General features: G+C 53.4%; 24 protein-coding genes, 3 tRNA genes and 1 pseudogene. 13 read left to right on the forward strand and 15 right to left on the reverse strand.

Annotated features, from left to right (window positions below; genetic code table 11):
• Positions 1-21: 21 nt before the first annotated feature.
• Complete coding sequence (locus C7387_RS16905; RefSeq protein ID WP_038252340.1) at positions 22-555, reverse strand: GNAT family N-acetyltransferase; 534 nt, start codon at positions 553-555, stop codon at positions 22-24.
• Positions 556-589: 34 nt separating this feature from the next.
• Here C7387_RS16905 and C7387_RS16910 point away from each other — a divergent pair, with 34 nt between their 5' ends.
• Positions 590-1,402 carry a GNAT family N-acetyltransferase gene (locus tag C7387_RS16910; protein ID WP_038252338.1) on the forward strand — a complete coding sequence of 271 codons (813 nt, stop codon included), beginning with the start codon at positions 590-592 and terminating at the stop codon, positions 1,400-1,402.
• 29 nt (positions 1,403-1,431) lie between these two features.
• Here the strand turns inward: C7387_RS16910 and opgB are convergent, their stop codons facing one another.
• From opgB to C7387_RS16945, 7 genes are all read right to left on the reverse strand, one after another.
• On the reverse strand, positions 1,432-3,723 hold the full coding sequence (gene opgB / locus C7387_RS16915; RefSeq protein WP_120817218.1) for a phosphatidylglycerol--membrane-oligosaccharide glycerophosphotransferase: 2,292 nt from the start codon (positions 3,721-3,723) through the stop codon (positions 1,432-1,434).
• Between the two features lie 253 nt (positions 3,724-3,976).
• On the reverse strand, positions 3,977-4,477 hold the full coding sequence (locus C7387_RS16920; RefSeq protein ID WP_006817012.1) for a YjjA family protein: 501 nt from the start codon (positions 4,475-4,477) through the stop codon (positions 3,977-3,979).
• Between the two features lie 70 nt (positions 4,478-4,547).
• Positions 4,548-5,285 carry a replicative helicase loader DnaC gene (dnaC, locus tag C7387_RS16925; protein WP_006817013.1) on the reverse strand — a complete coding sequence of 246 codons (738 nt, stop codon included), beginning with the start codon at positions 5,283-5,285 and terminating at the stop codon, positions 4,548-4,550.
• Positions 5,282-5,830: a primosomal protein DnaT gene (gene dnaT, locus C7387_RS16930; RefSeq protein ID WP_006817014.1), complete on the reverse strand. Its 549-nt coding sequence runs from the start codon at positions 5,828-5,830 to the stop codon at positions 5,282-5,284. Before dnaT ends, dnaC begins: the two co-directional genes overlap by 4 nt.
• A gap of 130 nt (positions 5,831-5,960) precedes the next feature.
• Positions 5,961-6,389, reverse strand: coding sequence for an organic hydroperoxide resistance protein (locus C7387_RS16935; RefSeq protein WP_006817015.1), 429 nt, complete (start codon positions 6,387-6,389; stop codon positions 5,961-5,963).
• Between the two features lie 84 nt (positions 6,390-6,473).
• Positions 6,474-6,947: a threonine/serine exporter gene (locus C7387_RS16940; RefSeq protein WP_120817147.1), complete on the reverse strand. Its 474-nt coding sequence runs from the start codon at positions 6,945-6,947 to the stop codon at positions 6,474-6,476.
• Complete coding sequence (locus C7387_RS16945) at positions 6,938-7,714, reverse strand: threonine/serine exporter family protein (RefSeq protein ID WP_006817017.1); 777 nt, start codon at positions 7,712-7,714, stop codon at positions 6,938-6,940. Before C7387_RS16945 ends, C7387_RS16940 begins: the two co-directional genes overlap by 10 nt.
• Positions 7,715-8,049: 335 nt before the next feature.
• Between C7387_RS16945 and C7387_RS16950 the strand changes: the two genes are divergently transcribed.
• Together C7387_RS16950 and bglJ are read left to right on the forward strand one after the other, a co-directional pair.
• The gene (locus C7387_RS16950; RefSeq protein WP_038252328.1) at positions 8,050-8,769 is read left to right on the forward strand and encodes a helix-turn-helix transcriptional regulator; all 720 of its coding nucleotides are present in this window, start codon (positions 8,050-8,052) and stop codon (positions 8,767-8,769) included.
• On the forward strand, positions 8,730-9,413 hold the full coding sequence (gene bglJ / locus C7387_RS16955; protein WP_050812332.1) for a DNA-binding transcriptional activator BglJ: 684 nt from the start codon (positions 8,730-8,732) through the stop codon (positions 9,411-9,413). The genes C7387_RS16950 and bglJ overlap by 40 nt, the downstream gene beginning before the upstream one ends.
• Before the next feature lie 36 nt (positions 9,414-9,449).
• On the opposite strand, the gene C7387_RS16960 is transcribed toward bglJ, so the two are convergent.
• Entirely contained in the window at positions 9,450-9,908 is a 459-nt protein-coding gene (locus tag C7387_RS16960; protein WP_038252325.1) for a YbaK/EbsC family protein, read from the reverse strand.
• Between the two features lie 224 nt (positions 9,909-10,132).
• On the opposite strand from C7387_RS16960, the gene C7387_RS16965 reads away from it, so the two are divergent.
• Positions 10,133-11,476: a PTS cellobiose transporter subunit IIC gene (locus C7387_RS16965; RefSeq protein ID WP_006817022.1), complete on the forward strand. Its 1,344-nt coding sequence runs from the start codon at positions 10,133-10,135 to the stop codon at positions 11,474-11,476.
• A 49-nt stretch (positions 11,477-11,525) separates the two neighbouring features.
• Here the strand turns inward: C7387_RS16965 and fhuF are convergent, their stop codons facing one another.
• Together fhuF and C7387_RS16975 are read right to left on the reverse strand one after the other, a co-directional pair.
• Positions 11,526-12,314 (reverse strand): siderophore-iron reductase FhuF, encoded by a 789-nt coding sequence (gene fhuF / locus C7387_RS16970; RefSeq protein WP_006817023.1) that lies wholly within the window; start codon positions 12,312-12,314, stop codon positions 11,526-11,528.
• A gap of 109 nt (positions 12,315-12,423) precedes the next feature.
• The gene (locus C7387_RS16975) at positions 12,424-13,488 is read right to left on the reverse strand and encodes a GGDEF domain-containing protein (RefSeq protein ID WP_120817148.1); all 1,065 of its coding nucleotides are present in this window, start codon (positions 13,486-13,488) and stop codon (positions 12,424-12,426) included.
• A gap of 212 nt (positions 13,489-13,700) precedes the next feature.
• On the opposite strand from C7387_RS16975, the gene C7387_RS16980 reads away from it, so the two are divergent.
• Positions 13,701-13,979 (forward strand): DUF1435 domain-containing protein, encoded by a 279-nt coding sequence (locus C7387_RS16980; protein WP_211326894.1) that lies wholly within the window; start codon positions 13,701-13,703, stop codon positions 13,977-13,979.
• Between the two features lie 43 nt (positions 13,980-14,022).
• On the opposite strand, the gene C7387_RS16985 is transcribed toward C7387_RS16980, so the two are convergent.
• From C7387_RS16985 to rsmC, 4 genes are all read right to left on the reverse strand, one after another.
• Positions 14,023-14,108, reverse strand: a tRNA-Leu gene (locus tag C7387_RS16985).
• 31 nt (positions 14,109-14,139) lie between these two features.
• Positions 14,140-14,225 (reverse strand) — tRNA-Leu (locus tag C7387_RS16990).
• A 28-nt stretch (positions 14,226-14,253) separates the two neighbouring features.
• Positions 14,254-14,340: transfer RNA gene (locus tag C7387_RS16995), tRNA-Leu, on the reverse strand.
• A 162-nt stretch (positions 14,341-14,502) separates the two neighbouring features.
• The gene (gene rsmC, locus C7387_RS17000; RefSeq protein ID WP_120817149.1) at positions 14,503-15,531 is read right to left on the reverse strand and encodes a 16S rRNA (guanine(1207)-N(2))-methyltransferase RsmC; all 1,029 of its coding nucleotides are present in this window, start codon (positions 15,529-15,531) and stop codon (positions 14,503-14,505) included.
• Between the two features lie 103 nt (positions 15,532-15,634).
• Here rsmC and C7387_RS17005 point away from each other — a divergent pair, with 103 nt between their 5' ends.
• From C7387_RS17005 to C7387_RS17040, 8 genes and pseudogenes are all read left to right on the forward strand, one after another.
• Complete coding sequence (locus tag C7387_RS17005; RefSeq protein ID WP_038252308.1) at positions 15,635-16,048, forward strand: DNA polymerase III subunit psi; 414 nt, start codon at positions 15,635-15,637, stop codon at positions 16,046-16,048.
• Positions 16,017-16,463, forward strand: coding sequence for a ribosomal protein S18-alanine N-acetyltransferase (gene rimI / locus C7387_RS17010; protein ID WP_038252307.1), 447 nt, complete (start codon positions 16,017-16,019; stop codon positions 16,461-16,463). Before C7387_RS17005 ends, rimI begins: the two co-directional genes overlap by 32 nt.
• A 19-nt stretch (positions 16,464-16,482) precedes the next feature.
• The gene (gene yjjG, locus C7387_RS17015) at positions 16,483-17,160 is read left to right on the forward strand and encodes a pyrimidine 5'-nucleotidase (RefSeq protein WP_120817150.1); all 678 of its coding nucleotides are present in this window, start codon (positions 16,483-16,485) and stop codon (positions 17,158-17,160) included.
• Positions 17,161-17,250: 90 nt separating this feature from the next.
• Positions 17,251-18,840, forward strand: coding sequence for a peptide chain release factor 3 (prfC, locus tag C7387_RS17020; protein WP_120817151.1), 1,590 nt, complete (start codon positions 17,251-17,253; stop codon positions 18,838-18,840).
• Positions 18,841-19,112: 272 nt separating this feature from the next.
• A pseudogene (locus C7387_RS17025) lies at positions 19,113-19,487 on the forward strand (BON domain-containing protein); the annotation flags it as partial.
• A gap of 131 nt (positions 19,488-19,618) precedes the next feature.
• On the forward strand, positions 19,619-19,780 hold the full coding sequence (locus C7387_RS17030; protein WP_071777480.1) for a DUF1328 domain-containing protein: 162 nt from the start codon (positions 19,619-19,621) through the stop codon (positions 19,778-19,780).
• Positions 19,781-19,893: 113 nt separating this feature from the next.
• Positions 19,894-20,958 (forward strand): patatin-like phospholipase family protein, encoded by a 1,065-nt coding sequence (locus tag C7387_RS17035; protein WP_038252300.1) that lies wholly within the window; start codon positions 19,894-19,896, stop codon positions 20,956-20,958.
• Positions 20,955-21,731, forward strand: coding sequence for a TatD family hydrolase (locus tag C7387_RS17040; protein WP_120817152.1), 777 nt, complete (start codon positions 20,955-20,957; stop codon positions 21,729-21,731). Before C7387_RS17035 ends, C7387_RS17040 begins: the two co-directional genes overlap by 4 nt.
• The last annotated feature ends 4 nt before the right edge of the window (positions 21,732-21,735 follow it).

Below are 21,735 nucleotides of genomic sequence, written 5' to 3' on the forward strand. Positions count from 1 at the left end.
GGTCTTTAACCCCTCGCCGGACTATAATTCACGGCGCATGGCGCACCGCAGTTCTCGCGGTAGCCCCTGCGCCGTTTCTTTATCTCGTTTGCCCGCAAGACCCGACTCCAGCTCGCTATCGTCGAGTATGATAAAACCCTGCCGCGCATAGAATGGGGCGTTCCACGGTACTGCTTTGAACGTTGTCAGCGTCAACGCCGGGTAGCGCTGTTCACGCGCATAGTCGGCGATAAACTGCAGAAATTGCTGGCCAATACCGCGCCCCTGCCAGCTCCGGTGTACCGAAATCTCCGCAATGAACAGGGCGTCATCCAGCGGCTGCGCCAGCATAAAACCAACCAGCTGCTGCCCGTGCTCTGCAACCCAGCTGTGTCCAAGCTCGGCCCACTCGCGATGAACCGCTTCAGGTACACCATCATCGGAGGAGATCCATGCCAGGTCCGGGAGAGCCAGAAAGGCACGTCCTGCAGAGCGTTCAATGGCCGGAAGTGCACTGATATCGTGGTTTTGCGTGCGGCGAAACAGAACCTCGTGCGCAAAGGTGTTAGTTTTCATTGTGTAAGTCCCTTTTAGCCTTACGGAGAATTCTATGCCATTTCGCGCTGTCCCTGCGACCCAATTCAGTAGTGAACAACTTACCGCTATGTTAGGGAAGTGCTTTGAAGGCTACAGCCAGCCTTTCTCGCTCCCCGTCGATGTATTTGCCCAGCGCTTCGCCGCCGAAGGATTGAGCCTGGTGGATTCGTGCGTGTGGATGGAGGGGGATGACCTGGTCGCCGTGGCGCTTATCGCCCACCGCGGGCAATCGGCCCGGCTGGCGGCTTTCGCGATCCGCCCGGCCTGGCGGGGGAAAGGCATCGGCAGAAAACTGCTGGCACCGTTGATGGACAGCCTGGGTGCGAAAGGGTTCCAGGAGATCTGGCTGGAGGTGATTCAGGATAATCATCCCGGCGTGGCGCTGTATCAGTCGCTGGGGTTTACCATCACCCAGAAGCTCTGCGGCTATCAGGGGATGCAGCCGGGCAAAATTACCGAGCGCGCCCTGCAGGAGACGGCGGTGATGCCGCTGCTGCGCCGGGCGATGGTAGAGCAGGCTCAGGGCACGCCGTGGCTGATGGATCCGGCTTCACTGATGATGCTGCCGTGTCGGGCGTTCATTCACCAGCAGGCGTTTGCCGTGGTATCGATGCTGACGGAAAAACCGCAGTTAAGAATGATTTATGTGGCGCCTGAGAAACGCCATCATGGGCAAGGACGGGAAATCCTCCGGGCGCTTAACCAGCAGTTTCCGGGGCTGGCGACGGTGGTTTCAGTACCCGAACCGCTCACCACGCTGTTCGCTTCCGCAGGATATATGACCATGGCGGTGCAGCAGTTTGAGATGCGGGCGGCGCTGGTCTGAATAAAAAGGGGAGCCCGGCTCCCCTCTGTTTAACCTTCGGTTTTCACCACTTTGATTTCGACCATGCCGATGCCTAACTTGCGTGGCGCGTGGCCAAGAATATTCCCTTCGTTAGTGAATTCCGGATCCGGAGGCGCGATGTGCAGCAGGTTGCTGCGCGCCGGATTCTCAAAATGCAGCGTGGTGGTCGAGAGTTCGTTGCTAAGTATTAGTAACTGCTCACTGTCTCCCACACGCACGGGGATAGGCTTATTGGCATTCGGACCCCAGGCTTTGGCAGTGATCACCAGGTCGAATTTCTCCGGCAGTGGCGCGTTATACTCAATCTTCACTTCATCATTCAGCTGAGCATTTGACCAGCGCCCCCATAGCTCCGGGCGCGAGATGCCGCTGAACTGTTTCACTTCTTCTGGCGCACCGGCGACGTTAAACAGGAAGCTGTCGGCCTTATAGCGAATATCGTTATCAACAATTTTCAGCGTATCAACGTTACCTTTATAGCGCGTCATATCGATAACGGTGTCCTTAAAGGCGGTTTTGCCTTTCCACAACGCTTTATCGACGTGCTGCACTTTTTGCTCACCGCCAAGCTGCCCCTGTGAAACGCACCAGTCGGTAGAAAGCGCCACTTCGGGTGCCCATAGCTGACCCATTTTGTAGCAACGGTCAATCCAGACGAAGTTATCGCGCGGAGCAAAATCAGCCAACTGGAAGCGCAGCGGTGCCGAGTATTCGCTTTCCGGCAGCGGTTCAACGCGGGAATCGGACACCCGCAGCAGCAGCGGCAGGCGGAACTGGCTACCGGAGAAGGCAATCATGCCCTTGTTCGTATCGACGGTGAAATCCTTCATCTCTTTCGGGAAGTTCCACAGACGAATGACGTCTGGCTTCCACGCCAGCACTTTCTCTTTCATGTTGAGGAACACTTCCGAGAGGGATTCCGCCGACAGGCTGCTGCGCCCAAGGCCGATAAAGTTATCGCCGCCGAGAATATCCAGCACCGTCGCACCGTTATCCATGGTGCTGCGTTTCACGCCGGAAATCTCCTGCTGCGGCTGGTCGCCACGGATAATAAAGAACAGGTTGCTGCGATCCTGCTTGTTGAGCTGGTCCCAGGCGGTATTTTTCATCGCCAGATGGTCAGAAGAGACGACGATCACCGTGTTTTTGAAGTACGGCGAGGCTTTGATTTTTTCAATCAGCGCTGCGATATGTTCCTGGCTGCAGCTGACGGCGCTGAAGGACTGGTTGGCTTTACCGCCAATGTCGTAGCGCTTGCGCTCGCAGGTGCGCGAGATAAAACCGTCCGGGTGATGGGTATCTACCGTTAGCGCAAACAATGAGAAACGTTTCCCCGAGCGGGAAAGTTCTTCGAATTTTTTCCAGGTTTCATCCAGTACCGTATCGTCGTAGAAGCCCCAGTCGTTACGGTATTTTGGGTCTTCTACCACGGTTTTTAGCTCTTCGGCCCCATACAAATAGTCAAAACCGTGGGATTTCAGGAACACGTCCTTTCCGGCAAAACGCAGGTTGGCGCCCTGCACGAAATAGTTTTCATAGCCGGAATTTTTCAGAATATCGCCGAGGCAAATGTTTTGCGGGAAGAAGCTCGATACTGACGCCGAGGCGTTACCTTCGAACGGTGCAAATAGCGGGATGCCGCACTGAGAGGCGACCATTCCGGCAATGGTGTAGTCGGTACCCGGCAGCTGCATGGTATGGCTGAAATCGAGACTGTCGTCTTTCAGTTTGTTCAACTCCGGGGCGAGGTCCGGAAACGCATTGTTATCGAAATAAGTGCGTTCGAGGCTCTCACCGTAGATATACACCAGATTAAGCTTGGGGTTCGGGATCGTCTTCGACGGTTCTTTGTAATAGACAGCGAAATCCGGGTCGCCTTCGCGTGACTGAGATTTCACCAGCTCACTAATCTGGCGAAACGCCGGGCTGGCGTCGACTGAGGCAAGCGCGAGCGCCAGCGCCAGCAGGCTGTAGCCAAAATGGTGCGGGTGATGACGTCGGCGGCGCAGCACCCAACCCAGGGTGCCAAAGACCAGCACCAGAGCGGCTGCAATGCCAGCTCCTGGAAGTAGGTACTTACTAACACCGGCGCCGGTCAGACTGTTGGTGAGGGTATAGAGCACGGCATCATTGATACCGTCACCGGTGAAATAATCGCTGGCGTAGAGAGTGATGTTAAGAACAACAAACAGGCCCAGCACCGTCAGTGTGGCAATAAACCACCAACGGTTACGACCTGCTTTCAAAGCGTAAATCAGCACAGAGGCCAGAAAAAGCGCGATGGATAACAACTCTGACACAGCAAACCCTCGATAGCACCAGCCGCCGCTGGCCATTAAGCAACAATTTTTGAAGCCACACTGTAATGTCGTGTTCACTTCACTGCAATTGTACTGTCGCTTAAATGTGCAGTAATTCGGAGTTGGTTTAAAAAACGCATTTTTTGATCAAGCGGGTATCACGCCTGGCGGGGCTTGAGCGGTGTAAGAGGGGATAAAACGGAACGAACACCGCGTTAAGGGCGCAGAGCGCGTAAACGCGGTGTTCTGTACTTTACGAAAGGAAGCTGGCGCCCTGTTTCAGAACCATGTCACAGGCCTTGGTCTTCACTTTCTCTGCCAGCGGCGAACTGCCGAGGCTGTTCAGGTCAAGCTGTTGGCCGTTCTGCGCGTTCAGCAGACCCTGGATACCATCAAGATAGTTGGTATCTTTCTTCTGTTCAGCGGCGCCCAGGCCCAGTTTATCCAGCACCTGGTTTTTCACGTTGTCGACGTTGGTGGCTGACGCCAGTTTTTGCTTCGCGCAGTACTGCAGAATACCCGCGGCGTTGTTCATGTTGTTGGCGCTCAGCGCCTGACCGTTGCCGTTCAGCAGGCTGGTCAGCGAAGAAAGCGACATACCACTCTGAGAAGTAGTGCCACTCTGCGCGGTGCTCTTGGTGAGCTCGTTGGCGGCGCTGTTGAGGGAATCCTGCCAGGAGGCGGCAAACGCGCCGGAAGAGAGCAATGCAGCGCCCGCAATAGCGCTGCAGATAAGACGTTGTACTGTATTCATAAGACCCAATCCCGTTAACTGTGAAGGTCGAAACCGCCACAGTATACCCCGGCAATGCGTCAGAAAGTTCTTAATACTCTTTGCCGGTAACGCGCGGGCGGAAGCTCGGCCAGTCGAAGGTGACAAACAGGCTGTTGCCAAGGCGCATACGGTCCATCACGCGTTCGCCAAGCAGGCGGGTCATCTCCTGGGAGTTGTGGTTACTCAGCATACCGGTGGGGCGCTTTGAGGAGGATCGACGATCGACAATCTGATTAATGATCACCTGCTCGTAGCGGGATTCGTTCTGCATCCCGATCTCATCAATGACCAGCAGATCAACGTTGCTGAGATCGCTCAGCAGCTGTTCTTCGCTGATTTCACGATTGCCGAATGTTCCTTTCATGGCAGACATGATATCGGCCACGGTAATGATCAATACCGACTTACCGCGCAGCAGCAGCTCGTTACAGATAGCGGCAGCGAGGTGGTTTTTACCGGTGCCTGGCTTACCGGAGAAGATAAAGCTTGAGATGCTGTCTTCAAACTCTTCAACATACTGACGGGCGAGATGCAGCGCTTTGAGCTGTTCCTGACTCTCAACTACGTAGTTATCAAAGGAACAGTTCTGATGTAACGGGCGGATCCCGGAGCGGTTGAAGGTGCGCTGCATTTTCATCGCCCGGTTTTCACGTTCGATGGCCGCAGATCGCAGCTGGCCCTGTTCTTTCTGCCAGGCCAGTAGTTCTTCTCCCGTTTTAAACGCAGGTTCAATGTTTGCAGGCATCATTTTTTGCAAACGTTTCATGAGATCGCCGACGTTTTTCATTTTGCTCCTCGGAAGCCAAAGGGAATCGATTTATCGGGCTCTGACATCATGCTGTTATCGCGCGGTGGTTGTCCACCGTGGCTGGCGCGCCCCATCATTACGCTGCGGGCGAGTTTTTGCTGCCACTGTACGTGATGGAATACTTTCCCTTCCGCCTGCCAGTAGGTCACAAACGAGGCCAGCTCTTCGGCGGTGACCGGCGCATGGAGCGCGATGCCCCACAGGGCGGCAAGGCGCTGAAAATCTTCATCGGGACGCCAGTCGGGATACATTGCGAATTTCCCCATCGGCACCGAGACCGGTGTGGCAACCGTCGGTTCTTCAAAAAACTGGTTATCCAGCGCGACGTCGCTGCCCGGGCGGGCGAGTTTCTCTTCCAGAGCCAGCAGCTGCGCCAGACGTTCCGGCGTGAGTGCGTAAAACGCAGGGGTATTGTTGGCAAAAACGGCCACAGCGCCGCTTTCGGCTCGCGACAGAATGGTGGCATGATCCTCCACCAGGGCGTCAATACCGATGACCTCGGAAGTTAAAATACGAGAAGACATAGCACTTTCTCAACACAGAATGACGACAGGAAAGACGCGGAAAGCCCGCGGGTATTCATGCCCCTATAGTAGCACAGGGTGAGCGGGAGAAGGGACATCCTCTCGGCGATGAGAGGATGTCGGGGAGCGGTTAGCTGATGATATTCAGCGTGACGTCGATATTGCCGCGGGTCGCGTTAGAGTAGGGGCAAACGATGTGGGCGGCATCCACCAGTTTTTTCGCTTCGGCTTTGTCCATTCCTTCGAGATGAATATTCAGTTTGGCTTCGATCCCAAAGCCGGTTGGCAGCGGACCAATACCGACTTCCCCTTCAATAAAAGCGTCCTTCGGGATGGCGATTTTGTCGCGATTGGCGACAAATTTCATGGCGCCCAGGAAGCAGGCGGAGTAGCCAGCGGCAAAGAGTTGTTCCGGGTTGGTAACCGCTCCGCCCATCCCGCCCATCTCTTTCGGCACGCCGAGTTTCACGTCGAGAACGCCGTCAGAAGAGACCGCACGGCCATCGCGACCTCCCGTAGCTTTTGCTTTAGCGGTATAGACCACTTTTTCTAATGACATGTCATTTTCCTCATCATAAGTTGACCCTAACTTTGGTCATTGTGGCTGAAGTCATAACACTCAAGCATAGTCCGGAATCGACAATCAGACGCGCGGACGTTTGCGGTAAAGCCAGAGTCCTGGCACGGAAAGCCCCACCGACAGCGCCCCGACAATAGAAGACGCTTTAAGGAAATTACTGATAAGCAGTTCCATCAACTCCGGTGAAAAACCGAAGTGGCTGATTTTGACCGCCGAGACCATCGCGGTATACGCGGATATTCCAGGAAACATCGGGATCACCGCGGCGACGGTAAAGATTTTTGGATGCGCGAGATACCAGCGTGACCACTGGATCCCGATGCTGCCGACCAGCATTGAGGAGATAAAAGTGGCCCATTCGATGTTGCATCCGGCGGTCATCATCATCATACGCGAGCTGTGGCCGATGGCTCCCAGCAGAGCACACCAGGGTAACGCGCGGGGTGGGACGTTAAACACCATGGCAAACCCGACGGCGGGAATGGCGGAAAGCAGAATGTCCTGGCCCAGAGCCAGAATAAAATCGATTACGCCCATCCCGGCAGCCCCCATAAGGTTAATGACATCACGACGCCAATACAGGTTGCGAGCGTTAACAGGCTGGCTATCGCCCAGCGGGCCAGCCCGGTGTTGATATGGCCTTTGAACATATCAGCCACGGCGTTAATCAATGGAAAACCGGGTACCAGCAGGAGGACGCTGGCGGCCATCGCCACGGTAGAGGTGCTGGCAAACATGGGGAGACGCAGCATCAGACCGGAGATGGTCGTCGCCACAAAGGCGGTGATACAAAAGTTGAGCTGCGGATGTAACGAACGGTGCGTTAACACCTGGCGAATGTACATCGCGATAGTGCTGGCACAAAAGGTAATGAATGCGCCGTCCCAGCCACCTTTGTTCAGTTTACAAAAGCAGGCGCAGGACAGCCCAACCATCAACACGACCTGCCAGCGCGGATAACGCAGCGGGTGGATGTGCTGGAAACGTTTCTCAACGTCTTTGTAATCTAAAAGCTTATGCTCGGCCATGATCACGATATGCTGCACTTCAGTCACGACGTGCATATTGATGCCGCGATCGGCATTTTTCCGTGTTGAAGTCAGGCACTGACCGTCTTTGATGGTGGTCAGTACGATAGCATTCGATGAGATAGCGCTTTCCACGCTGTCCATGCCCAACGCGATGCCGAGACGCGTTGAAAGCTCTTCCACCAGCGCGCTTTCTGCGCCGTGTTGGAGTAAAAACAGGCCACACTGAATACACAAACGGGTAATTTTCCGCTGAACGTCCTGATCTGCTGCCATGAATCGCCCTGCCAATAAACATCTGAAATCGCTGCTCAATACACTATTTGTACATGAAGCGCCGAGAGAGAGCTTCAGCCAGGATCAAACAAAGTGCAAAAAACGGGTTCTGCATCACGTTGCTGCTGCGCTGTTCAGGGGGTCATGCTGGTGGTTTAATTTTATCTAATTTTTGAAGTTATATTTTCTAATCCCGATGTGATTATTTTTCTCATTCCAATATGAGATATTTAACTCTCAATAAATGGCAATCATAACTTAATTGATGGCCAGTTCTTTTTATCACTCTATTTCAGATATTCAATTAAACATAATTGGTAAGAAAAGGAGATTTTATGCAAGCAGGATGCTGCAAAAATGGCATGATTATCAGTAAGTCACCGATCATTCAATTGGGACTTCACGGCATTATTAATCAACAGCTCCCTGATTACGAGATGGCGTATTGTCGTGCCCCTGACGAGCTGACGCTGCTGCAACTGCGTCGAACTGTACTGGTGGTGGCCGATCTTTCCGGTGATGTTCGCCAGGCCAGGACTATCTGCCAGCAGTATTATTCCATGATCATGCAATATCATGATATTCACTGGGTTTTCATGGTGTCGCGCGCGTTTTACCCTTTTGCGGTGGAGTTTTTACTCTGCCCTGAAAGTACATTGCTCTCCGACGCAGAGCCTGTTGAGCATCTGGTTGATGTCATTCGCAAGGGCGGAGCGAGTGAGCGGATAAGCTCGTCGTTGCTATGTCCATGGCAGGGAGGGCATAACGATAGCGATGTGGAAAAAGAGATGCTGACGTACTCCGAGCGGCAGGTACTTCGTTTGCTGGCTAAAGGCTGGTGTATTAATCAAATCGCTTCTCTGTTGAAGAAGAGCAACAAAACCGTCAGCGCGCAAAAGAACAGTGCGATGCGTCGGTTGTCGTTACGTGGCAATGCGGAAATGTACGCCTGGATTAACAGTGAGCAAGGGATGCAAGAGCTGAATCTGTTTTCAGCTTATGGGGAGCAAAATGAATGGAAAAAAACGCCACAATACGACATGTCGCCATTGTAGAGCGCTGTAGCCTGACCCTGGTGGGGCTGTGGCATTTGTTCAGGCAGGCAGAATACTCACGGTATGACGTACATTTCTTCCAGAATGTACGAGTACTGGAGGTTGCACTAGCACAGGCGCCTTTTGAGGCCGTGATCTATTCGCTGAGCGGGGAACGCGACCTGCGACAAGAGTGTCTGCTGTGCCTTAATAAGGTCTCTCATGCTTACCCCTCAATTAAAAGAGTGGTGCTAACTAATGACGTCAGAGAAGCTTCATTGATTCAGCATCTTTCACCTTCCCGGTTGCACGGTATTTTGAATAAAGCAGATTCCGTACCCAGTCTCAGTCAGCAACTGATGGCGCTGCTCAATGAGACAGACAACGGCGGGCAAAACCCACTCAGCCAGTGGATGATGAACTCCAACGGCACTCTGAGCCCGACCGAGTTAGCCATCCTGCGCTATATGACCTACGGCTACTCAATGACGGATATTGCGGGCCATCTGGAACGTAATATCAAGACTATCAGGGCGCATAAATTCAATGCGATGACTAAGCTTGGTGTCAGTTCTGATATAGGCTTACTGACTGCTGCGGATATTTTGATGCATCTGGGGGCTGGGGGTGAACGACCAGGCCCCGGCGGGATCAGCTCTTATTAGGAAAGGAAAATGCCAGGACCAGGCCCGGCATTTTTGCTACAGGCACACGTCAATCCACGCGGCGTGGGTTAACTCCGCCATTTTCTCAGGCGAGATACGAACCGCGCTGTGGATCGCGCCAGCAGCGGGCAGTACTTCTTCATACGCTTTAAGCGAGATATCGCAGTAAACCGTCAGCGGGTTCTCCAGGCCAAACGGGCATACGCCGCCGACCGGATGTCCCGTAATCGTGACCACTTCATCACTGCTGAGCATGCGGGCTTTTGCGCCGAATGTTGTCTTGAGTTTTTTGTTGTCCAGCCGGGCATCACCTTTAGCCACGACCAGAATCACCTGGTTTTTTACCTTGAGGGACAATGTCTTGGCAATTTGTCCCGGTGCTACACCATGAGCCTGTGCTGCCAGGGCAACGGTGGCGGTACTTTGGTTTAGCTCTATGATTTCTATTTCGGGAGCGTGTTCGGCGAAGAACTCCCGGACCGATTGCAGACTCATTGTTATCTCCAGATCAACATCCGGCACAATGTGTCATAAGCCGGTAGGGGCTGTAAATATCCCTTTTAATAATTCGATAACATGTCGATTTCTCGATCCTCTTCACATTCACTGCAACCGGTTACAGTAACCGGTTGCAGGCAGAGCAATGACGATGAATACTGCGTTGGTAACTTCCTCTGTATTCATAATAAAAGTGTGTATGGCCTGTCTGGAGGGCTGCTATGTCTACTAACCATGCCGCATTTAATTTGATCTTTCGCTTTGTTGAAAACTATGTCAGTCCCGTGGCCGGGCGTATTTCCTCGCAGCGCCACGTCATGGCGATCCGCGACGGCTTTATCTCCGCGATGCCGTTCATGATTGTCGGATCGTTCTTACTGGTGTTTGCCTATCCCCCGTTTTCTCCGGACACGACGTGGGGCTTCGCGCGCGCATGGCTGGATCTGGCGAAGGAGTATGAAGGACGGATCCTGACGCCGTTTGATATGACGATGGGCATTATGTCTATCTATATCTGTGCGGCGATTGCCTATAACCTTGGCAAGCACTATGAGAAGAACCATCAGCTCGATCCCTTTATGTGCGCGATGCTGTCGATTATGGCCTTCCTGCTGGTCGCGGCACCGAAAACCAGCGGCGCATTGCCGGTAGATAGCCTCGGTGGAACGGGGATCTTCACCGCCATTCTGGTGGCGCTCTACTGTGTGGAGATGATGCGCTTCCTGCGGGTCAGAAATATCGGTATTCGCCTGCCGGATCAGGTGCCGCCGATGATCAAAAACTCTTTCGACCTGCTGATCCCGGTGCTGGTGGTGGTATTAACGCTTTATCCGCTGAGCCTGCTTATCCAGAGCCAGTTTGGCATGCTTATTCCGCAGGCGATCATGGCTATCTTTAAACCGCTGGTGTCGGCGGCGGATTCGCTGCCCGCGATCCTGCTGGCGGTCCTGATTGGTCACCTGCTGTGGTTTGCGGGGATCCACGGGGCTGCTATTGTCTCGGGCATGCTGCAGATGTTCTGGCTGACAAATCTTGGGATGAACCAGACTGCGCTGGCGCAAGGGGCACCTTTACCCCATATCTTTATGGAGGCGTTCTGGACCTTTTTCATCGTCGTAGGCGGCTCCGGGGCGACCATGGGACTGGTGATTTGCTATCTGCGTAGTCGCTCGGTGCATTTACGCGCGATTGGCAAGTTAAGCGTGGTTCCCAGCATTTTCAACATCAACGAGCCGGTGATTTTCGGTACACCGATAGTCATGAATCCGGTGTTCTTTATTCCGTTCCTGCTGGCCCCGATGGTAAACGCCGTGCTTGCCTGGGGAGTGATGAAGCTGGATCTGATTGGTCGGGTGATTTCCGTTGTTCCGTGGACCGCTCCGGCGCCGATTGGTGCCGCCTGGGCATTGGGCTGGGATTTCCGGGCCGCTATCCTGGTGGTGGTACTGGCCTGCGTATCCGCCATTATCTATTACCCGTTCTTTAAAGTGTACGAGAAGCAGCTGCTTGCCCAGGAAGCCGCCGAAGCTGAACGCGCTGCAGAAGAGAGTGAACAGGTGGCATAAACAAAAAACCCGATGCCATGGCATCGGGTTTATTTTAGTCGGCTGCAGATTACTTCAACGTGCAGTCACCACAGTGTTTGACGTCTGGCAGACGGTAGCGCTGGCAGCAGGTGCGTCGTACCAGCAGGCCGTCACGCGAGACAACGGTACGCCATAGCGGGTTGTCCTGGCCGTTGGAGAGCTGTTGTTCAAAGAAGCAGCGCTGGCGCAGTGTCTCTACGAGAGTATCTCCCAACAGCGATTTCATCTCTCCGAGGTACCAGTTAATCAGGTAGCCGGTGTTGTTCCAGATAAGCTTGGCATTGATTTCTCCGGTAGCTTCCAGCGCGCATACCACCGGCATCAGTGCGTTGGTTATCAGGCTTTCCAGACGGTCAGCGGCAGGAAGGTGCGTGGCAAAGCGATCCTGACGGACCTCTATCCAGAAGCAGGACGCACGCCCGGTTTCATGGAACTCGACGTGAAAACGCTCTGGATTAACCTCAATCGCGATGTCTTCCGTCAATAATGCCAACAGCAGCGGTGGCACCAGCAGGCCAATATACCACTGCGCCCAGAGTGAAATGAGCGGCTTGCTCTCACGCACCTGGGTGGGATTATTGCGATAGATATGATCAGAGTAAATCGCTAAAAGTGAACGCAGTGCGTTGGGTTGAGTCCACTGCTCAAGCGTCATGGCCTGATGGGGAGGCGTTTCATTCAGCCGGAGAAAATCCAGCAGATGTGGGCGCAGGTTCTGGATCTTGTTCTGCACGGACGTAGCCAGCGCACTTTCCTTGTTCGGAAGCGGTGTGCGCCAGATGATGTCGTCAGCGATGATTGCAGAACGTAGTGCCATAGCGTATCTGGATACAAATCTAAATGATAATGATTGCTAATCCTAGCTATAGACAAAAACAATCGCAAGCCTTTTGTTGCGAGTTGGTGAGTCGGGGCACATACCCGACTCAGGTGGGAAGAGGGTGGTCGCTGGTGAGAATGTTGTTACGTCCAAGATGCTTGGCTTCATACAGTGCCTTATCGGCTTTTTCGAGCGCGCTTTCCAGGTCGTTTCCTTCGAGCGGCGCCACGCCGATACTGACCGTCACATTGGTGGCGACACTTTCATTAAACATGTGTGGGATCTTGAGATCGTAAACCTGCTGACGAATACGTTCCGCCGCCTGTAGCGCGCTCTGTGCGTTACTGTTAGTGAGCAGAACCATAAACTCTTCACCGCCGTAGCGGGTCACAATATCACGAGAGCGCACTGCATTGCGGATGGCTGCGGAGACCTGGATTAGCGCTTTATCACCCATCATATGACCATAGTGATCGTTATAGGCTTTGAAATGATCGATATCGAGCAGCAGAACCCAAATACCGGTGCTCTCCATGGTCAACAGCGCATCAAGCCGGTTATGCAGCCCACGGCGGTTATACAATCCGGTGAGCGGATCGAGCATACTCAGATCGTTAAGCGTTTCACGCTCTTCCATCAGTTGGTACATCAACCCCTGCGCAAAACCATCGTTTCGCTTCTGGATCAGGTGTTGAATCGCAATCCCTATCATGGGGAGCACGAAACAGTAAGCCATCCGCGGCCACTGTTCGCCTCGGCTAACGACAAGACAAGTAATAACAATAGGTAATGAATGTAGGGTAAACGCAATAATATTATTAGAAAAAGCAATCGCGCCAATAAACAGCAACGTTAACAATGCGATGATCACATAGCTGCTATTGTCCTGATGGAGTTCCAGCGTTTTTACGCCAACATGCCACGCCCATAAACAACCAAATGTGAGAGAAATGAATGAGATATTTATTTTCTTTTGCGGAAATCTCCAGTGCCATAAAAATAACGCCGCCCCGCAAAGGGTGATGAGCACCACGGGTAGCATGCTGGCTGAGACGTTGTACAGCGGGTTCACCAGAGCGAACAGCGCTGAAAATAGATTAAGGAACAGAAATAACTGCAATGAAAGCTGATATTTCTTTGTGCGAAGCGATCGCCAGGATTGTGCCGTCATAATGGTAATTCGTTATTAATCTTAGGATTACAGAATACAAGTCGCCAAAATGAAAAAAACATGTGTCAAAGACAGACACGGAAATATCAGAATCAGGAATGTTATTGTTTTGCGCGGCACAATCTATCACCTTCATGAATGCAAGTCATTACCACCTGAGTAAAGTTAAATCAGCGTTTCCCGGTATACTGACAAATGATAAAATTTATCATATGATATTGGTTATCATTATCAATGAAAGAGATGAGATCATGTTGCAGCGCGCGTTAGGAAGTGGTTGGGGAGTGCTGTTTCCGGCAGTGGCCATTATCGTGCTTGGGTTTGCTGGCCTGTCGGTTGATGCCTGGCGCGGCATGATTGTCGCGGGGTTATTACTGACGGCATTGATGATTTGGCATCGTCAACTGCGTCATTACGTGCTTCTGCCATCCTGCGTCGCGCTGATAAGCGGTATGGTGCTGATGATGATGAATTTGAAACTTATGGGATGAGAAGAGTACATCAGGAGTATTGCCAGGAAGTGAATAAGATAATTGGTGCGAGGGGGGGGACTCGAACCCCCACATCCTAAGGACACTAACACCTGAAGCTAGCGCGTCTACCAATTCCGCCACCTTCGCACAGTCATCTTATTTTTTGATATCGCCTCGTTGGTGCGAGGGGGGGGACTCGAACCCCCACATCCTAAGGACACTAACACCTGAAGCTAGCGCGTCTACCAATTCCGCCACCTTCGCACAGTGCGAGCGATATCTATGTGGATTATGGTGCGAGGGGGGGGACTTGAACCCCCACGTCCGTAAGGACACTAACACCTGAAGCTAGCGCGTCTACCAATTCCGCCACCTTCGCATACCATCGACTCTATGAAAGAATCGTTACCACGGAGGCGCATTCTAGTGGTTTTACGCTGTGCGTCAATAGTTAATTGCTGAGGTTGTTATCGATCGCTGCAAAAATGGGCGTGCAAAAGCGGGGGCCGATGCGTTTAACCGCACCGGCTTTATTTCTGGCTTATTTCTTGGCCTGGCGCGTCATGATCGTGCGATAAACCTTAAAGCGTCCGGTCTGGGCGATGACTTCGTGGAATCCAAAAGTCTCGTCGAGCACTTTCGGGTATGGCAGGAAGGCGTTGGCCACAATACGCAGTTCGCCGCCGCTGTTGAGATGACGCACTGCGCCACGGATCAGCGTCTGCGCTGCATCCAGGCTGGTTTGCAGACCGTCGTGGAACGGCGGGTTGGAAATAATCATGTCAAAACGACCGTTGATTTCCGAGAACACATTGCTGGCGAGAACTTCACCTTCAATGCCGTTGGCGGCAAGCGTGGCTTTACTGGCTTCCACCGCTGCGGCACCGACATCGCAAAGCGTCAGGCGTACTTTAGGCGAGTGGCTGGCAAGGGATACTGCCAACACGCCCGCGCCACAGCCCACGTCCAGTACTTTGCCTTTGGTGTGCGGCGTCAGGGTGGAGAGCAGCAGCTGGCTGCCAACGTCCAGACCGTCGCGGCTGAAGACGCCCGGCAGCGTTTTGATGGTCAGGGCGTCGTGGGTGTACTCGCCCCAGTACGCGTTCGCATCAAAGGTCGGCTGTTTTTCGAGGCGGCCATGATACAGCCCGCAGCGACGGGCACTGTCAATCTTGTTCAGCGGGCAGTACTCTGCCAGCATCTGTTCGGCGCTGCGTACGCCGCTGCGGTTTTCACCCACCACAAATACATCGGTGCCAACGGGCAGCAGCGACAGAATATTCATTAACTGGAACTGCGCTTCTGGCTTGTTCTTCGGCCAGTAATAGATGAACGTATCGCAGTCGGCGACGTCTGCGGCTTCTGCGACCAGGCTATAGCGAACGTTATCGCCCATCTGACGACTCAGATCCTGCCAGTGGTGGAACTGCTGGGTATGTGCACGGCTGGCGGCAGATTCAAAGCTCGCAGGGAGTGTGTCCTGCATATCGCCGGCAAACAGAATACGGCTTTGTTCGAAATCATCACTGTGACGCAGCAAGACTTCACTTGCCGGAGAATAGGCGGACATGGTTGGCTCCTTTATAAATGACGGCGGCGATTATAGTGGTTTGTTGGCGCAAGTTCGACGAATTTGCTATATTTCCGCGCCTGACAGACAGGAGAATTGCGTCATGACATCCCGACGAGACTGGCAATTACAGCAACTGGGCATTACCCAGTGGTCGTTGCGTCGCCCCGGAGCGCTGCAGGGGGAAGTCGCCATTTCCGTTCCGCCGCATGTGCGCCTGGTCATGGTTGCCGAGACGCTGCCTGCGCTGGATGCCCCGCTGGTAGGCGATATCCTGCGAGCGTTAATGCTCCGACCTGACGAAGTACTACAGCTGACGCCGGACCGAGCCGCGATGCTGCCGGCTGGCAGTAAAGCGAACAGCTGGCAGCTTGGCACTCCGACGTCTGTCCCGCTTGAGGGCGCGCAGGTCACCACACCTGCATACGATGAATTACAAGCCAGCGCCGCCGCGCGCGTGGCGTTATGGCAACAAATTTGCGCACATGAACATGATTTCTTCCCTCAGCCCGACTGATCTCCCCCGCGCCTGGCATATTGAGAAGCGGGCCCATGCTTTTCCGTGGAGTGAAAAGACCTTTGCCAGCAATCAGGGTGAGCGTTACTTCAACTGCAAACTTGAAGCAGAGGGTGAGATGGCGGCGTTTGCCATCACCCAGATTGTGCTGGACGAAGCGACCCTGTTTAACATTGCGGTCGACCCGGATTATCAGCGACGCGGTTTCGGACGTGCGTTGCTTGAGTACCTCATTGATGAGCTGGAAAAACGCGGCGTCGTGACGCTTTGGCTGGAGGTTCGTGCCTCTAATGCGCCTGCCATTGCACTGTATGAAAGCTTAGGTTTTAACGAAGCGACAATCCGCAAGAACTACTATCCCAGCGCAGAGGGACGCGAAGACGCCATTATTATGGCGCTGCCAATCAGTATGTAAGACAGAGAAGGTGATACGAATGAAGTGGGACTGGATTTTCTTTGATGCCGATGAAACGCTGTTCACGTTTGACTCTTTTACCGGCCTGCAGCGGATGTTTCTCGACTATAGCGTGACGTTTACCGCCGAAGATTTTCAGGACTATCAGGCTGTTAATAAACCGTTGTGGGTCGATTACCAGAACGGTGCCATCACCTCGCTGCAATTACAGCATCGCCGTTTTGACAGCTGGGCCGAGCGCCTTAGCGTGCCGCCGGGCGAGCTGAACGACGCCTTTATGAATGCCATGGCGGAAATCTGTGCGCCGCTGCCGGGGGCGGTTTCGCTGCTCGATGCGCTGCAGGGCCAGGTTAAAATGGGCATCATTACCAACGGGTTTACTTCGCTGCAGCAAATTCGTCTGGAGCGTACCGGGCTTCGCGATCATTTTGACCAGCTCATCATTTCAGAAGAGGTGGGCGTGGCAAAACCGGACTCCCGCATTTTTGACTATGCGCTGGAGAAAGCCGGGAACCCGGATCGTTCGCGCGTACTGATGGTTGGCGATACCGCCGAGTCTGATATTCTTGGTGGTATCAACGCCGGGCTCGCGACCTGCTGGCTGAACATGCATCAACGCGTGCTGCCGGAACATATTAAGCCGACGTGGACCGTCAACTCATTAAATGAACTGGAGCAGCTCCTGTGTAAACATTGATTGTCTGTCTTCCGCACTTGAGTAAAATAGCCGCATTTTCGATTCTCGTGCACGGCCCGTGGCCGTGCGCTTACACAGAAGATTTTAATTATGACGTTGTCTCCTTATCTGCAAGAGGTGGCCAAACGCCGCACTTTTGCCATTATTTCGCACCCGGATGCCGGTAAAACGACGATTACCGAAAAGGTACTGCTGTTCGGACAGGCGATTCAGACTGCCGGTACGGTAAAAGGCCGTGGCTCCAGCCAGCATGCCAAATCAGACTGGATGGAGATGGAAAAGCAGCGTGGTATCTCCATTACCACTTCCGTGATGCAGTTCCCGTATCACGATTGCCTGGTTAACCTGCTGGATACCCCGGGGCACGAAGACTTCTCCGAAGATACCTACCGTACTCTGACGGCGGTTGACTGCTGTCTGATGGTTATCGACGCCGCGAAAGGCGTTGAGGATCGAACCCGTAAGCTGATGGAAGTAACCCGTCTACGTGATACGCCGATCCTGACTTTCATGAACAAACTTGACCGTGACATCCGCGATCCGATGGAAGTGCTGGATGAGGTTGAACGCGAGCTGAAGATTGGCTGTGCGCCGATCACCTGGCCAATTGGCTGCGGCAAGCTGTTCAAGGGCGTTTATCATCTCTACAAAGATGAAACCTATCTGTATCAGACCGGTAAAGGCCACACCATTCAGGAAGTGCGCATCGTTAAAGGTCTGAACAACCCGGATCTGGATGCGGCGGTGGGTGAAGACCTGGCTCAGCAGCTGCGTGACGAGCTTGAGCTGGTGCAGGGTGCTTCTAACGAATTCGATAAAGAGCTATTCCTGGCGGGCGAAATCACGCCGGTCTTCTTCGGTACTGCATTGGGCAACTTCGGTGTTGACCATATGCTGGACGGTCTCGTTGAATGGGCGCCGGCGCCAATGCCGCGTCAAACCGATACTCGTCTGGTAGAAGCGCAGGATGAGAAATTCACCGGTTTCGTGTTTAAAATTCAGGCCAATATGGACCCGAAACACCGCGACCGCGTGGCGTTCATGCGCGTAGTGTCCGGGAAATATGAAAAGGGCATGAAGCTGCGTCAGGTGCGTATTGGTAAAGACGTGGTCATTTCTGACGCGCTGACCTTTATGGCGGGCGACCGTTCCCATGTGGAAGAAGCCTACCCGGGCGATATCATCGGTCTGCACAACCACGGCACCATCCAGATTGGGGATACCTTCACCCAGGGCGAGATGATGAAGTTCACCGGTATTCCGAACTTTGCCCCGGAACTGTTCCGCCGTATTCGCCTGAAAGATCCGTTGAAGCAAAAACAGCTGCTGAAAGGACTGGTGCAGCTCTCAGAAGAGGGCGCGGTGCAGGTGTTCCGTCCGATTGCCAACAACGATCTTATCGTGGGTGCGGTTGGGGTCCTGCAGTTTGACGTAGTCGTGGCACGACTCAAGAGCGAATATAACGTAGAGGCGATTTACGAATCGGTGAACGTAGCAACCGCGCGCTGGGTTGAGTCGAATGACGTTAAGAAATTTGAAGAGTTCAAGCGTAAGAACGAGATCCAGCTGGCGCTCGATGGCGGTGACAACCTGACGTATATCGCCCCGACGATGGTGAACCTCAACCTGACGCAGGAACGCTATCCGGAAGTGAAATTCCGTAAGACTCGCGAACACTAATCCTCTACCAGAGCACGGCAACTGCCGTGCTCTGTCTTTTTGCTCTCCACCCCACCTCGTGCAGATTGTTCTTAAACCCACACGCGTTACATCATTGTTGTCTATATTTAACATGGTGATGACAGATTTGTTGGTTTAATCCCCTGGGTAATAGGCCTTTAGTAGCGTCTTAAACCATCAAATTTTTTCATCGCCCGCTGAAACTGAACGGAGACGTTAACGCTTTGCTCTGCCACGTATTTTCTGCGTGCGGCGAGCCCAGGAATGGAGTGATGAAAATGAAAAAACAGACGATATCGAAAACCCTGCTTACCGTTATGTTTGGTGCCGTGATGGTCAGCGGTTCGGCCATGGCAGAATCGATGACGGATAAAGTGGAAACCACAGCCGATAGCACCGGAAACAAAATCGATAGCTCGATGAACAAGGTCGGTAATTTCATGGATGACAGTTCCATCACTGCCAAAGTGAAAGCGGCGCTGGTCGATAGCGACACCATTAAAAGTAATGATATTTCCGTGAAAACGGACGACAAGGTCGTGACGCTGAGCGGAATGGTGGATAGTCAGGCGCAGATTGACAGCGCTGTCGCACTCACCAAAAAGGTTGAGGGTGTGAAAAGCGTCAATAATGAGCTCAAGGTTAAATAACGTTGTTCTCAGAATGCGCTCCCCGGGCATTACGCCTGGGGCGCATGTACCACAAGAAGACGATAGTGGGTGACTAGCCTGAGCAATTATCACTGCTGTCGATATTAACTATGGTAAAGGAGAATCGTATGTTTCGTTGGGGCATAATATTTCTGGTTATTGCGTTGATTGCCGCCGCATTGGGCTTTGGTGGTCTGGCCGGTACCGCCGCAGGCGCGGCGAAAATCGTCTTTATCGTTGGTATCATCCTGTTCCTGATCAGTCTGTTTATGGGTCGTCGGCGTCCGTAGCGACCGTCATTTGCTGTAACATAAAGCCAGTCCTTGTGACTGGCTTTATTAGTTTGATGAATGTGTAATCTGCGTTATGGTGAATTGAGCACTGATAAAATAAGGATAAGAGAGTGGGGCAGCGAATTCCTGTGACACTTGGCACCATTGCGCCTTTAACCGTTCAACCTTTTCAGCCCGGGCCGATGGCGCTGGTGTGTGAGGGCGGCGGTCAACGTGGGATTTTCACCGCGGGCGTACTGGACGAATTTATGCGTGCACAGTTCAACCCCTTTAGCCTCTATTACGGTACTTCTGCCGGTGCGCAGAACCTCTCCGCTTATCTGTGTAATCAGCAGGGCTACGCCCGCAAAGTGATTTCGCGCTACACCACCTCGCGGCAGTTTTTCGACCCCATGCGTTTCGTGCGGGGAGGAAACCTTATCGATCTTGACTGGCTGCTTGAGGAAACCTCGCAGAAAATGCCGCTGGCGATGGACTACGCCTTCGATCAGTTCGCATTGGGTAAGGCGTTCTATATGTGTGCCTGCCGTGGCGATGACTACTCGCCCAACTATTTTTCTCCCACCAATGATAACTGGCTGGATGTCATTCGGGCCTCCAGTGCAATCCCTGGGTTCTATCGAACGGGGGCGACGCTGGACGGCGTAAGCTATCTGGATGGCGGCGTTAGTGATGCCATTCCGGTGCAGGAAGCCGCGCGACATGGGGCGCAGACGATTGTGGTTATCCGCACCGTACCGTCGCAGACCTTCTATACGCCGCAGTGGTTTAAGCGTATGGAGCGCTGGCTTGGGGAGGGCAGTCTGAAGCCGTTGGTGAACCTGGTGCATCAGCATGAGACGTCCTATCACGCTATCCAGAAATTTATTGAAAAGCCGCCCGGCAAGCTGCGTATTATCGAAATTTACCCGCCAAAACCGCTGCTGAGTATGGCGCTGGGCAGTCGTCAGCCCGCGTTACTGGCTGACTATAAAACGGGACGCCTGTGCGGACGTTACTTCCTTGCCACGGTGGGCAAACTGCTCACCGACAGGCCGCCGCTGCGCCGACACCGTTCGCGGGTTGTCGTGCCCGTCGTCCCTCCCGCTCCGGTAGCCAATGATGTGCACGATATTCCGCTGGTGGATGCACCACAGGCGAACGATGCCAGTTTCGATAAAGAGGATCTGGCGTGAGTTTTCGTTTTATTGATACCCATTGCCACTTTGATTTCCCCCCTTTTACGGGTAAAGAAGTGCAGAGTCTGCAGTTGGCAGCAGCAGCCGGAGTGGAGAAAATTATCGTCCCGGCGACCGGCTCCTCGCGCTTTTCCCGGGTGCTGCGGCTCGCCGCTGATTTCCCTCCGCTCTATGCGGCGCTGGGCCTGCACCCAATGTTTATCGAAGAGCATAGTGAAGCCTGTCTTGAGGCGCTGGCAACGCAGCTGGCTTCGCGGCCAGAGAAGCTGGTGGCGGTTGGCGAGATTGGTCTCGATCTATACCGGGAAGATCCACAGTTTTCCCGCCAGCAGCAGGTGCTGGATGCCCAGCTCAGACTGGCAAAACAGTTTGATTTGCCGGTGATCCTGCATTCAAGACGAACCCACGATAAGCTCGCGATGCAGCTGAAAAAGCATAATTTACCGCGTACCGGTGTGGTGCACGGTTTCGCCGGCAGTCTGCAACAGGCGGAGCGATTCATTCAGTTGGGTTATATGATTGGCATCGGGGGCACCATAACCTATCCGCGGGCAAGTAAAACGCGTGAAGTGATGGCCGTGCTCCCGCTCGACAGTCTGTTGCTGGAAACCGATGCGCCGGACATGCCGCTCAATGGCTATCAGGGGCAGCCCAACCGTCCTGAACGTGTGGCCGATGTCTTTACGGTGCTTTGTGAGCTTCGCCCGGAGCCACCAGAGGTTATCGCCAACGCCCTGTTCGTTAATACGCAGCAACTTTTCTTTCGTTAAACGC

Source organism: Yokenella regensburgei, assembly GCF_003634235.1.
Lineage (GTDB): Bacteria > Pseudomonadota > Gammaproteobacteria > Enterobacterales > Enterobacteriaceae > Yokenella > Yokenella regensburgei.